The sequence below is a fragment of the Natronohydrobacter thiooxidans genome, assembly GCF_001884735.1.
GTDB classification, from domain to species: Bacteria; Pseudomonadota; Alphaproteobacteria; order Rhodobacterales; family Rhodobacteraceae; genus Roseinatronobacter; species Roseinatronobacter thiooxidans_A.
In genome coordinates, this window is the sequence record NZ_MJAP01000035.1 from 25,203 (window position 1) to 37,150 (window position 11,948).

The following is an 11,948-nucleotide window of genomic DNA, read 5'->3' on the forward strand; positions in this document are numbered from 1 at the left end:
TTCAGCGCAGGTGCAAGACGACGCGCTGGCGGAACTCGGTCCCGTCAGCCGCGACTGCGTGCAAGCGAATGTTCCAGTTGCCCTTGCCGATTTCGACCGGCGCGCGATAGGCCCCCTCGCTGAACCGGAAGTCCGGCACCAGGTCGTCGCGCACATGGGTCGCGGCCCCAAGCACGGCATCGAGATGCGCCACCTGCACCGGATTGCCCGCCGGATCAGTGATCGCCAGCGCCAGTTCACCATCCCGATGCGTGGCTTTCACATCCCAGCCAAGCGCAAGCTGTTCCGCCAGTTCCTGATTGAAATTCTGGCTGGCGACAAAAGAGTTATCCACTTCCAGCCCCGGAAAAGTGCTGACCGCGTTGAAAGCAAGGGTCAGATTGGCCGCAAGGATCACACCGAAGGACGATACCGCGATGATCAGCACCTTTCGGCCTGTCATCCTGAACCCGGTCTGCTTGTCCTGTGTCATTGAGTTCTCCCGTTGAAGATCGTGTCGGAATACACCCGGTCATTGGTGCCGGGGATGGTGGCCCAGATACGCACCGCGCTGCGTTCGGCGGTGTTCGAGGGCGTTTCAGGGGCGGCTGTCAGATAGACCCGCAACAGCGCCATCTCATCGGGTCCGACCGTCACGCGCCGCCCCGGCTCGCCCTCTATCGAGAGGCGCAGATCCGGGTTCTCGGTGATTGAGAGCACGAAATCCCGCTGCTCATGATACATATTGCGCAGGCGGATGTCATAGACATTGCGCACCGTGCCATCGGAGAGCACGACATGCGTCGGGTTGCGCAGCGGGGCCACGCTCATATCCATATCCGAACGGATGAACAGCGCGACGACGAGCCCGATCCCGACCAGCCCCCAGATCGCAGTATAAAGCATCGTGCGCGGGCGCAGGATATGTTTCCAGACGGATTTCTGCGGCGCACCGGATTGCTCGGCTTGCTGATCCGACAGGGCCATATAGGCCACCAGCCCGCGCGGTTTGCCGATGCGGTCCATCACCTCGTCGCAGGCGTCGATACACAGCCCGCAGGTGATACATTCCATCTGCTGCCCGTTGCGGATGTCGATGCCCATGGGGCAGACATTGACGCAGGCCATGCAGTCGATGCAATCGCCCTGCGTCGGGTCAAGCTGGCCTTTCTTCAATTTCCCACGCGGCTCGCCGCGCCAATGGCGATAGTCGATGGTGATCGTGTCCTCGTCCATCATGGCAGCCTGAATCCGCGGCCAGGGGCAGGCATAGATGCAGACCTGCTCGCGGAAGAACCCTCCGAACAGGAAGGTCGTCATCGTCAGCACAAGGACCGTCATATAGGCAATCGGATGGGCCTGACCGGTAAACAGATCGACCAGTAAGGTCGGCGCATCGGAAAAATAGAAGACCCATGCCCCCCCGGTCGCCATGCCGATCAGGAACCACACCGTCCATTTCAAGCCGTATTTGCGGATTTTCTCGAAGTTCCATGCCTGGCGATGCAGGCGCAAACGAGCATTCCGGTCGCCTTCGACCCAGCGCTCGACCAGAATGAACAGATCCGTCCAGACGGTCTGCGGACAGGCATAACCGCACCAGACCCGCCCCAAAGCCGAGGTGAACAGGAACAACCCGATCCCCGCCATGATGAGAAGGCCGGCCACGAAATAAAATTCATGCGGCCAGATCTCGACCATGAAAAAGAAGAAGCGCCGGTTCGCAAGGTCGAGCAGAACCGCCTGACCGGGCATGTCGGGGCCACGGTCCCAACGAATCCAGGGAATCAGGTAATAGATGCCCAGCATCACTGCCAGCAGCCACCACTTCATCGTCCGGAAATTACCCTTCACCCGGCGCGGAAAAATCGGCTCACGCTTGGCATAGAGGCTGGGCGGGTTCGGATCTTGCGCATTCACCAGAAGTTACTCCTGCAATCGGCTTGGCATGTATTCCCATGCACAGCGACAGGAAACCTTGACCTGAATCAAACCAATGTTCCAAATGTATATTTGGACAAGATGACGCAGGCTTTCGGAGGATCTGCAGTGCGCGTGTGACACCGGCCTCTGACAACACGCGCGAACAGGAATACAGAGGCCGGTGTGGCCCAAGCAGATGGGCTGCCCGCATTTAGCATCAGAGCGCCGAGCCACACATTGACGCAGATCAAATTCGCGGGACTGCGGAGATCCGTCCGGGTGTTATAGACGCTTCACGCCGGACCCATTTGCAGAAGGCGCGCAGGGCAGGGCGCTGCAAGCCCGGACGGGTTACAAGGTAGTAGGCGCGTTCTGACACATCCCGCATCGCGATCTGCAAACGTCCTGCATCAAGATCGGCCTGTACAAGTGTTTCCGTCACCACCGCCAACCCATGCCCGGCGCGCGCCGCTTCCAGTACCAGATTGCCCGGCAGATGGATCACACTGCCGGGACTGAGAAGTCTTTTCACGCCCTGCCGCGACAGGAAGAGGCTCGCCTCGTTCTGCTCAAGCTCACTCAGCCAGGGCAGCCCTGCCAGTCCCTCGGGCGCCGCAGATTGCGCCTGCGCGAGAAGATCGGGCGCTCCCACCACAATCAGCGGCGCAGGCAGCAGCAATTCGGCCTCAAGGCCGCTCCACTCTCCCTTGCCATGCCGGATCGCCGCATCAAATCCACCCGGCTCCAACGGACGCAGGGCGGGGCTGGGATCCAGCACCAGATCGACACCCGGATGCGCCAGTCGAAATGATCCGAGACGCGGTACCAGCCAGGAACTGGCAAACATGGATGTGGTCGAAATCTGCAGCGGGCGCTGACGCTGCGCATCGGTCACATCCTCGACCGCCCGCTGGATTTCGCCGAATCCGCGGCGCAGCCCATCGGCTAGGTGGCGACCGGCATCGGTCAGTTCCATCTTGCGCCCGACACGCGACACCAGTTCCAGATCGAGCGCCTTCTCCAACGCCCGGATTTGCTGGCTAATCGCGGCATGCGTCACGCCAAGCTGCGTTGCTGCGGCAACAACGGATCCCGCATCCACCATGGCGCTGAAAGCGCGCAGTGCCGAAAGCGGTGGCATGTCCCGCCAGTCTATCATGTAAGTTTTTCTAACATGTTGGAAATATTCCGGAGTGGCTTTCGACGCGGCAAATGATCAATAAAGACATATCACTGCAATCACTCGGAGGCTACCATGCTGGAAGTCCAGGCGAAATTTCTCTTCATTGCCTCGCGCCTCTCAACGCTGGGCGAGTTGCATGAACCCGATCAGCCGGAACGTCGGCACTACCGCGCGGCTGCACGCAAATCCGACTTTGTGCGCCTCAGCGCACCGACCCCGCAGCGCCCGCAGGCAGCGTGACCAAAACGAAACCGGCCCCCTCGCAAGGGGGCCGGTTTGAGACCTGATCGCAGTCGTGATTATTGCCCGCCGCCCAATTGGTGGACATATGCCGCCACTGCACGGATTTCGGCCTCGCGCAGACGGTTCTCGAAGCCCGGCATCACACCGAAACGCGAGTAATAGACCGACTCGCGGATCGCTTCGGGCGAGCCCCCATAGAGCCAGATCTGATTGTTCAGCGCAGGCGCCCCGATGAAGTAATCCCCTTCACCGCTCTCGCCGTGACAGGACGCACAATTCATCTCGAAAACCTCTGCACCCGCCGATGCAAGGGTTGCATCGTGATCTGCGCCCGACAGCGACAGGACATGGGCGACAACCTGATCGATTTCCTCATTGCTGAGAAGACCATCCGCGCCGAATGCGGGCATTGCCGAATAGCGCGTATCCGCGAAATCCTCGTTGCGGATACCCCAGGTGATCGTCGTCACGATATCCTCCATCGTGCCGCCCCAGAGCCAGTCATCATCCAGCAGATTCGGGAACCCGCTGGCCTGCACGCCTGCGCCGCCCTGCCCGTGGCATTGCGAACATTGCGCGCGGAACACCGAGCCACCGGCATTGATCGCAAACCGGTGCAGTTCGTCATTGTCGCGAATCGCGTCGAGGTCGGTTTCAACGAGCTGCACGAAGAACTGCTCGTTGCGCGCCTCGAACTCTGCGAGTTCAGAGGCTACATTGGCGCGCGAGGAATAGCCGAGCACACCGGATGTTGCCTGCTGGATCCCCGGCCATGCCGGCATGGCGATCCAATAGCCGACCGACCAGATGACGGTCAGGATGAAAATCCAGACCCACCAGCGCGGCATCGGGTTGTCGTATTCCTCGATCCCGTCCCAGCTATGGCCCGTGGTCGGTGGATCCTGTTTCAGCTTCACAGCCGGGTCAGGATATTGCCGCGAGGGAGGTCTGACCTTGTTCTCCGGCGTCTTGTTTTCAGGATCGACCATCAGTGGGCCTCTTTCGAACTTGGGCGACTTTCCCTGACGGAGCCGGTATTGCCCCCTGCAGGTTTGTCATCATTGCGGAAAATCATGTTCGCGGTCTCGTCATGGACCTTGCTCGATCCCGGACGCAGGATGAAGACGAACACCCCGATGAAGAAGAGGAACATGAACAGCAGATGCCAGCTATCGGCAAATGCGCGGAGCCAGGTATAGGTTTCCATAGCCCTCCCCCCTCAGCGATTGGCCACAGGCACGAAGGTCTCGAAATCGACCAGAGTGCCCAGCATCTGCATATAGGCGATGATCGCATCCATCTCGGTGACACGCCCCTCCTGCCCGTCGAAATTCCGCTGCTGCGCGCCGGGATAGCGATCAGCAACCGGGTCGCCGAACTCGTCCACCTGCGCAAAGAAGTCATCCACCGCCCGGTCGATCATCTCGTCGGTATAGGGATGGCCCAGCACCCGGTAGACACGCATGATATCCTGCACATGCTCGGCATGCTCGCGCGTCAGCACCCGGTTCATCATGTAGCCATAAGACGGCATGATGGATTCCGGCACCACAGCGCGCGGGTCGATCATATGCTGAACATGCCAGTCATCCGAGTAGCGCCCACCCAGACGGGCGAGATCCGGCCCGGTCCGTTTGGACCCCCACTGGAACGGATGGTCATACATCGATTCCGCTGCCAGCGAGTAATGGCCGTAGCGTTCCACCTCGTCGCGCATCGGGCGGATCATCTGGCTGTGGCAGACATAGCAGCCCTCGCGCAGATAGATTTCCCGGCCCTTGATCTCCAGCGGCGAATAGGGGCGCATGCCTTCGACTTTCTCGATCGTGTTGTCGAGATAGAAGAGCGGCACGATCTGAACGATCCCCCCGATGGTGACGACCAGAAACGACAGCACCAACAGCAGCGTGGCATGCGTCTCGATTTTCTTGTGATGGTCAAGAATACCCATTTTCCTGCCCTTTCTTATTCAGCAGGCACTGCGGAAGCAGCAGGCGCAGGCTTGCGCGCGGGGCTGCTCGTCACAGTTTTCCACAGGTTGTAGCACATGATGACAGCCCCCGCGAGGAACAGCACCCCGCCCAGACCCCGCACCACATACATCGGGAATTTCGCGGCCACCGTGTCAGCGAAAGAGTTCACAAGGAAGCCCTGCGCATCGACTTCGCGCCACATCAGCCCTTCCATGATCCCCGTCACCCACATCGAGGCGGCGTAGAGCACGATCCCGATGGTCGCGAGCCAGAAATGCCAGCTGACCAGCCGCAGGCTGTAAAGCCCCTGACGCTGCCAGAGTTTCGGCACGAGGTAATAGAGCATCCCGAAGGTGATCATCCCGTTCCAGCCCAGCGCGCCCGAATGAACGTGCCCAATGGTCCAGTCCGTGTAATGCGACAGCGAGTTCACGGCCTTGATCGACATCATCGGCCCCTCGAAGGTGGCCATGCCGTAAAAGCCCACGGCCACCACCATCATGCGGATGATCGGATCGGTGCGCAGCTTGTCCCAGGCGCCAGAAAGCGTCATCAGACCGTTGATCATGCCGCCCCAGCTCGGCATCCACAGCATGATCGAGAAGGTCATGCCCAGAGTCTGCGCCCAATCCGGCAGCGCCGTGTAATGCAGATGGTGCGGACCCGCCCAGATATAGAGGAAGATCAGTGCCCAGAAATGCATGATCGACAGCTTGTAGCTGTAGACCGGGCGTTCGGCCTGTTTCGGGATGAAATAATACATCATCCCAAGGAAGCCGGCCGTCAGGAAGAAGCCCACGGCGTTATGGCCATACCACCACTGGATCATGGCCGATTGCACGCCCGACCAGACCGGCACCGATTTCGAGCCGAAGACCGAGACCGGGATCGCAAGGTTATTGACCAGGTGCAGCATTGCCACGGTGATGATGAAGGCCATGTAGAACCAGTTGGCCACATAGATATGCGGCTCGCGGCGCTTGATGATCGTGCCCATGAAGACCAGCAGGAAGGCGACCCAGACAATCGTCAGCCACAGGTCGGTCAGCCATTCGGGCTCGGCATATTCATTGCCCTGGGTCGAGCCCAGCACATAGCCGGTCGCCGCCATGACGATGAAGACCTGATAGCCCCAGAACACGAACCATGAGAGCCCCCCGCCCCAAAGTCGCGCCGCCGAAGTACGCTGCACGACATAGAAAGCCGATGCGATCAGCGCGTTCCCGCCAAAGGCGAAAATTACCGCAGAGGTATGCAGGGGACGCAGACGCCCGAAATTCAGATATCCCTGCGCCCATTCGAAATTCAGCTCCGGCCAGGCCAGTTGAAAGGCGATGACCACACCGACCAGAAAGCCCACGACACCCCAGAAGGCCGTCGCGATCACGCCATAGCGCACCGGCCCATCCATGTACTCGTTCTGGTTGGCAACTGGAACCGGCTCTCCGATTCGGCGGATGACCCAGATGAAGGTGACGGCGGCTGCCAGAATGATCACCAACATATGGACCAGATATGGCAGATCGCGTGCCATGCTGGCAGCGATTGCGGCGATCACCACAATCAACCCCAGAACAGCAAGCTTGATGTAATCCCACATAGTCTGCGTCCCTTGTTCTCGCTCTGCCGCGAAAATACGCGCGGCAGACACAGTTTTGCATGGTGCCTTTTGTCACGCCTGCCGCAAAGGGACTTTGATTCAGGTCAATGTCTGATGTTCAATGGATTGCGACAGATCATCGCGAGGCAGGTTTTCCTGCGCCAAGCTGCATGCACATGACCGTCCCAAGGAGGGCACCCCAATGGCCTATAAATCCATCTGCACATTTATCGCGTCAGAGGCGCAGGCCGACGGTCTGATTGCCTCTGCACAAAGCCTTGCCAATAGGTTCGACGCGCATCTCGAAATCTGTTGTCTGGGCATCGATACGACTCAGAGCGTGGGCTTCTATGCCGGGGCCCCGGCGATGATCTATCAGGATGCGCTCGATCAGGCGCGCGCCAGCGCTGATGCGCTTGCAACCCGTGTGAAAAAGCTGCTTCAGCATGCCGATCTGCGCTGGAGCGTCGACACAGCGATCCTGACCCTTGGCGGAATTTCCTCTTATGTTGGACTGAAAGCCCGGTTCTCGGATCTCATCGTCCTGCCGCGACCCTATGGCGACGGGCATGGACCGCAGGACGAGTTCATAACCGAAGCGGCCCTTTTCGATGGTGGCGCGCCCGTGTTGGTTCTGCCCAAGCTGGGCCGCGAATTGCCGGATTTCGCCAAGATCGTGCTCGCCTGGAACCAGAGCGACGAGGCGCTGGCCGCGACCCGCGCCGCTCTGCCCTTGCTGAAGCTTGCGGATATGGTCAATGTCGTCGTGGTGGACCCGCCGGTGCACGGTATCGAACGTTCGGACCCCGGCGGGATGCTGACGCAGCTGCTGGTGCGCCACGGCGTTACGGCGGATATCTCGGTTATCGCCAAGACCCTGCCGCGCATCAGCGACATGTTGCGGCGGCATGCGCAGGATCAGGCCGCAGATCTGCTTGTGATCGGGGCGTACAGCCATTCGCGTCTGCGGCAGGCGATACTGGGCGGCACAACGCGCAATCTGCTGGAGGAGACCACGATCCCGGTCTTTCTGGCGCGCTAGGAGAGCTTCCGCTGGGGCGGAGCAGGGCCAAGTGGCAAGCCGGTCCAAGGTGATCGGCCGCGCCTTTAGAAACCGCGCCGCACCAGTTCCCGCGCGATCAGCGCTTCTGCATCGGCCAGATAAGGCCGCATGAACTCGGACGCGGCTTCGCGGTCATGGCGCGCATGTCGCGCGTAAGTCAGAAGAAGCGAGTCAGAAAAACCGCGCAGACCGGTCTGGAAGCGCAGCGCCTGCGTCGGATCGAGCATTTGCAGGTTTTCTTGCGGCAGTTCCGGCAGATCGCGCTCAATGCCCGCGCCCCTTGGCGCCGTCAAATCCGCCGATATGGACGCCGTGCGCCAAGCGGAATGGCCGACATAGCCCGCGCAGATAACAGCCAGCGCGATCAGACCGAAACCTGTCCTGCTGCCGCTCGCCCGGCCCTGCGCCACGCGGCCTGGTCCCTGACGCGGCTGCGTGCGGACCAGCGCGTCGTAATCTTTGTCCCAATCGAACATGAACCGGTCCCAGTTGCGCGACCGTCTCTGGCTACGCGCTGCTCGGGGCAGCAACAGGTCAAAATTGCGACAAAGCTATGGTCGGGTACGCGATGCCCGAATCAGACCAGAAATCCACCGTCCGAATCGTCGCCGGTCTCTTCCAGGAGACGATCAAAATCGGGAATCACAATCTGGCGCTTGCCTTCCGTCACGATCAGCCCCTCCTTGCGCAGGGCGGACATCTGGCGGCTGACGGTTTCCAGCGTGAGGCCAAGATATTCCGACATTGCCTCTCGCGTCAGCGGAAGATCGAAGCGCAGCTCCCCGTCAGAGGTGTTCAACTGCAGAGAGGCATCACGCCGGGCGATGATGCAGACAAGGCTGGCAATCTTCTCGCGCGCGGTCTTGCGGCCGAGCAGCAGCATCCATTCGCGCGCCGCATCCAACTCGTCCAGCGTCATCTCCAGAAGCCGCTGCGCGATATGCGGCGTGCGCAGCATCATCTCTTCAAACGGCTTCTTGCGAAAACAGCACATCACCAGATCGGTCGCCGCAGTCACGTCATAGGCCGAGGTTTCGCGGCCCGGACGCCCCACGAAATCAGATGGCAGCAGCAGACCGACCATCTGTCGACGCCCGTCTTCCATGGTCTGGCTCAGGGTCGCGATTCCGGTGACGACCGAGGCCACGAAATCCATCTTGTCCCCGGCCCAGACCACCGTTTGCCCGGCCTCGAAGCTACGGTAATACTTGAATTGCTCCAGAAGTTCCAACTCGTCAGATTCGCACCGGGCGCAGACCGCCCGATGACGGATCGGGCAGTCATTGCAGTCTTGCGAATAGGGCTGGATCTTGGGGTAGGTTCTGGTCATCAGCTATTGATCTACATCAAGGCGCGGGGGGCGGAGACAATTAAAACCTACCGCCATGACGCACATAAAGCAACTTTCCGAATTGGGTTTGTTCGACGCTCGTGTACCCCGGTACACCAGCTATCCGACCGCACCGCATTTTTCACCCGGCCTGCCAGCCGACACCTTTGCGCAGTGGATTCAACAAATTCCCGAGGGAAGTGCAATCTCGCTTTACCTGCATGTGCCCTTCTGCCGCAGGTTGTGCTGGTTCTGCGCCTGCCGCACACAGGGCACATCAAGCGACGCGCCGGTGCTGGCCTATGCCCAGACGCTCAAGGCAGAGCTGGAAATCTTCCGTAAACACCTGCCCCAAGGCGTGGAGCTTGCGCGCCTGCATTGGGGCGGCGGCACACCGACAATGCTGCCCGCGCCCGCCATGCGTGAGCTGTCGGCGCATGTGTTCGACATCGCGCCGCTTGCCGAAGGCGGCGAGTTCTCGGTCGAGATTGACCCCAACGAGATTGACGATGCGCGCCTTGACGCTCTGGCGGAAGCGGGCATGAACCGCGCCTCGATCGGCGTGCAGGATTTCGACCCCGAGATTCAGGGAATCATCGGCCGGGATCAAAGCTTCGAGGTCACGAAAGCCGCCGTCGATGCCTTGCGCGCGCACGGCATCCAGAGCCTGAATGCCGACATCCTCTACGGTCTGCCGAATCAAACCCAGCGCAGGATCGCCGATTCGATTCAGAAGCTCTTGTCACTGAGCCCGGATCGGATCGCACTTTACGGCTATGCGCATGTGCCGTGGATGGCGCGGCGCCAACAGATGATCCCGTCCGACACCCTGCCCCGGCCCGAAGAGCGGCTGGATCTCTTCGAGACCGCACGCCGCCTGCTGGTCTGGGATGGCTATGACGAGATCGGCATCGACCATTTCGCGCGTCCCCATGACGGGCTTGCCCTTGCCGCAAGGACCGGAAAGCTGCGGCGGAATTTTCAGGGCTATACGGATGATACCGCACCCGTTCTGGTCGGGCTTGGCGCATCCTCCATCTCGCGCTTCCCACAAGGCTTCGCGCAGAACACTTCTGCGACGGCCCCATGGAAAAAGGCAATCGAGCAAGGTCTGTTTGCAACAGCACGGGGCCATGTCTTCACCCCAACGGATATCTGGCGCAGCCGCGCGATCGAGGCACTGATGTGTGATTTTCGCCTGTCACGGGAAGAACTGATCGGCTCTTTCGGTGCCGATGCCGATGTACTGGATGCGCTGATCGCCGAGGCCGCGATGCGCTTTGGCAAATTCGTGACGCTGACGCCGGACGGGCTGGAAATCACGCCGGAGGGTCGCCCCCTGACGCGCATGGCGGCAACTGTCTTTGACGAATACGCAATGGACAAGGCCGGGCACAGTTCCGCAGTCTAGTCGGCGCATCCCGCTTCTATGCAGCATTCTCGACAAACCGGATCAGGCGCGGCAGGCAGACACGTTTCAGATCGTAGTTCTCGATGATCGTCTCGCGCGCCGCCGTACGCAGCCGTCCCTGCCGTTCTGGCCTTGCCAGCGCATCTGTCAGCGCCTCTGACCAGCCGTCGATATCAAAGAAATCCACCAGAAGCCCGTTTGTGCCATCGGTGATCACCTCTTCCACCGGACCGGTGCGCGAGGCAATGACACAGGCCCCCATCGCCATCGCCTCCAGCATGGACCATGACAGTACGAAGGGCACGGTCAGATAGGCATGCGCGCGGCTGATCTGCAGCACGCGCTGGTAATCGCCATAAGGCACGCGCCCCAGAAAATGCACGCGGCTCAGGTCCAGCCGCCCCTCCAATTCTCGCAGGAATACCTCGCGCCAACAGCCCTGTGCCGGGGCCGCACCATAGCTGACCCCATCCCCGCCAATGATGACGACCTGCGCATGGGGCCGCATCTCCAGAACCTCGGGAAGGGCGCGCAGCAAGACATGCGTGCCGCGATAGGGTTCGAGATTGCGCGCGACATAGGTCAGAACCTCGTCACCCGCCCGCAGCAATTGCCCGTTCGGCAAGGTGAAGCTGGCGTGCGGATCAGGTTTCAGTACATCCGTATCCACCCCGTCATGCGTGATGGTGATCTTGTCGCGAAAGCAGGGCGGGAAGGTGTCGGCCTGCCATTCGGTCGGCGACAGGGCAGCATCCGCCTGCACCATGGCCAAGGCCAGATGCGCCTGCCGGGCCGTGACGGAAAACCCCGTCGTAGGGTCAGCGCGGCTGAATTCCGGGTCAAACCCCACATCCAGCCCCCGTGTGGCATAGAAAAACTCGGCATAGACCAGCAGCCGCGCCTCGGGCCAGACCTCGCGCAGGAACAGGGTCTCACCCCAGCCGGAATGACCGAAGATCACATCCGGGGTGAAACCCAGCTTGTCGCGCAACTGGATCGCCGCACGCGCAACGCGATGGGCGCGGTCTGTCATCGCGGTATAGGTGGTCCCGAGCCGCGACTGGCGCGGGTCCGGCGCAGGATCGGGCATCGGGTAGCGATAGGTTCTGATCTGCGTCGTCTGGCTGTTTGTCTCGGCAGTCAGCGCCACAACCTGATGCCCACGGGCGACAAGGGCAGGTGCAAGATGCTTGAACTGGCCGGGAAAGTTCTGATGGACTAGAAGCACCCGCACCTTGCAGCC

General features: G+C 60.8%; 13 protein-coding genes. 3 read left to right on the forward strand and 10 right to left on the reverse strand.

The window, feature by feature from the left end:
• Nucleotide 1 precedes the first annotated feature (1 nt).
• The 3 genes from BG457_RS18420 to BG457_RS18430 all read right to left on the reverse strand — a co-directional run bounded on the left by BG457_RS18420 (nt 2) and on the right by BG457_RS18430 (nt 3,061).
• Entirely contained in the window at nt 2–472 is a 471-nt protein-coding gene (locus tag BG457_RS18420; RefSeq protein ID WP_071799327.1) for a FixH family protein, read from the reverse strand.
• Nucleotides 469–1,899: a cytochrome c oxidase accessory protein CcoG gene (gene ccoG, locus BG457_RS18425; RefSeq protein ID WP_071799328.1), complete on the reverse strand. Its 1,431-nt coding sequence runs from the start codon at nt 1,897–1,899 to the stop codon at nt 469–471. Before ccoG ends, BG457_RS18420 begins: the two co-directional genes overlap by 4 nt.
• Before the next feature lie 250 nt (nt 1,900–2,149).
• On the reverse strand, nt 2,150–3,061 hold the full coding sequence (locus BG457_RS18430; RefSeq protein WP_084657733.1) for a LysR family transcriptional regulator: 912 nt from the start codon (nt 3,059–3,061) through the stop codon (nt 2,150–2,152).
• A gap of 96 nt (nt 3,062–3,157) precedes the next feature.
• Here BG457_RS18430 and BG457_RS20380 point away from each other — a divergent pair, with 96 nt between their 5' ends.
• The gene (locus BG457_RS20380; protein ID WP_175546834.1) at nt 3,158–3,325 is read left to right on the forward strand and encodes a hypothetical protein; all 168 of its coding nucleotides are present in this window, start codon (nt 3,158–3,160) and stop codon (nt 3,323–3,325) included.
• 59 nt (nt 3,326–3,384) lie between these two features.
• On the opposite strand, the gene ccoP is transcribed toward BG457_RS20380, so the two are convergent.
• From ccoP to ccoN, 4 genes are read right to left on the reverse strand one after another with little or no spacing between them, the layout of a single operon-like run.
• The gene (gene ccoP, locus BG457_RS18435; RefSeq protein ID WP_084657734.1) at nt 3,385–4,317 is read right to left on the reverse strand and encodes a cytochrome-c oxidase, cbb3-type subunit III; all 933 of its coding nucleotides are present in this window, start codon (nt 4,315–4,317) and stop codon (nt 3,385–3,387) included.
• Nucleotides 4,317–4,535 (reverse strand): cbb3-type cytochrome c oxidase subunit 3, encoded by a 219-nt coding sequence (locus tag BG457_RS18440; protein ID WP_071799329.1) that lies wholly within the window; start codon nt 4,533–4,535, stop codon nt 4,317–4,319. The genes ccoP and BG457_RS18440 overlap by 1 nt, the downstream gene beginning before the upstream one ends.
• A 12-nt stretch (nt 4,536–4,547) precedes the next feature.
• Nucleotides 4,548–5,279, reverse strand: coding sequence for a cytochrome-c oxidase, cbb3-type subunit II (gene ccoO, locus BG457_RS18445; protein ID WP_071799330.1), 732 nt, complete (start codon nt 5,277–5,279; stop codon nt 4,548–4,550).
• Between the two features lie 14 nt (nt 5,280–5,293).
• Complete coding sequence (gene ccoN, locus BG457_RS18450; protein WP_071799331.1) at nt 5,294–6,901, reverse strand: cytochrome-c oxidase, cbb3-type subunit I; 1,608 nt, start codon at nt 6,899–6,901, stop codon at nt 5,294–5,296.
• A 202-nt stretch (nt 6,902–7,103) separates the two neighbouring features.
• On the opposite strand from ccoN, the gene BG457_RS18455 reads away from it, so the two are divergent.
• Nucleotides 7,104–7,943, forward strand: a complete 840-nt coding sequence (locus BG457_RS18455) for a universal stress protein (RefSeq protein ID WP_071799332.1) — start codon at nt 7,104–7,106, stop codon at nt 7,941–7,943.
• Nucleotides 7,944–8,008: 65 nt separating this feature from the next.
• Here BG457_RS18455 and BG457_RS18460 read toward each other — a convergent pair whose 3' ends face one another.
• Both BG457_RS18460 and fnrL read right to left on the reverse strand, forming a co-directional pair.
• Complete coding sequence (locus tag BG457_RS18460) at nt 8,009–8,440, reverse strand: hypothetical protein (RefSeq protein WP_071799333.1); 432 nt, start codon at nt 8,438–8,440, stop codon at nt 8,009–8,011.
• 101 nt (nt 8,441–8,541) lie between these two features.
• Complete coding sequence (fnrL, locus tag BG457_RS18465; RefSeq protein WP_071799334.1) at nt 8,542–9,294, reverse strand: transcriptional regulator FnrL; 753 nt, start codon at nt 9,292–9,294, stop codon at nt 8,542–8,544.
• A gap of 55 nt (nt 9,295–9,349) precedes the next feature.
• On the opposite strand from fnrL, the gene hemN reads away from it, so the two are divergent.
• Entirely contained in the window at nt 9,350–10,705 is a 1,356-nt protein-coding gene (gene hemN, locus BG457_RS18470; protein WP_071799335.1) for an oxygen-independent coproporphyrinogen III oxidase, read from the forward strand.
• Between the two features lie 16 nt (nt 10,706–10,721).
• On the opposite strand, the gene BG457_RS18475 is transcribed toward hemN, so the two are convergent.
• Nucleotides 10,722–11,939, reverse strand: coding sequence for a glycosyltransferase (locus BG457_RS18475; RefSeq protein ID WP_071799336.1), 1,218 nt, complete (start codon nt 11,937–11,939; stop codon nt 10,722–10,724).
• Nucleotides 11,940–11,948 lie beyond the last annotated feature (9 nt).

Bases quoted from the DNA above. Each gene is read 5' to 3' on its own strand.
- hemN (WP_071799335.1), top strand. From the start codon at position 9,350: ATGACGCACATAAAGCAACTTTCCGAATTGGGTTTGTTCGACGCTCGT.
- BG457_RS18430 (WP_084657733.1), bottom strand. From the start codon at position 3,061: ATGATAGACTGGCGGGACATGCCACCGCTTTCGGCACTGCGCGCTTTC.
- BG457_RS18455 (WP_071799332.1), top strand. From the start codon at position 7,104: ATGGCCTATAAATCCATCTGCACATTTATCGCGTCAGAGGCGCAGGCC.
- BG457_RS20380 (WP_175546834.1), top strand. From the start codon at position 3,158: ATGCTGGAAGTCCAGGCGAAATTTCTCTTCATTGCCTCGCGCCTCTCA.
- fnrL (WP_071799334.1), bottom strand. From the start codon at position 9,294: ATGACCAGAACCTACCCCAAGATCCAGCCCTATTCGCAAGACTGCAAT.
- BG457_RS18440 (WP_071799329.1), bottom strand. From the start codon at position 4,535: ATGGAAACCTATACCTGGCTCCGCGCATTTGCCGATAGCTGGCATCTG.
- BG457_RS18460 (WP_071799333.1), bottom strand. From the start codon at position 8,440: ATGTTCGATTGGGACAAAGATTACGACGCGCTGGTCCGCACGCAGCCG.
- ccoO (WP_071799330.1), bottom strand. From the start codon at position 5,279: ATGGGTATTCTTGACCATCACAAGAAAATCGAGACGCATGCCACGCTG.
- ccoN (WP_071799331.1), bottom strand. From the start codon at position 6,901: ATGTGGGATTACATCAAGCTTGCTGTTCTGGGGTTGATTGTGGTGATC.
- ccoP (WP_084657734.1), bottom strand. From the start codon at position 4,317: ATGGTCGATCCTGAAAACAAGACGCCGGAGAACAAGGTCAGACCTCCC.
- BG457_RS18420 (WP_071799327.1), bottom strand. From the start codon at position 472: ATGACACAGGACAAGCAGACCGGGTTCAGGATGACAGGCCGAAAGGTG.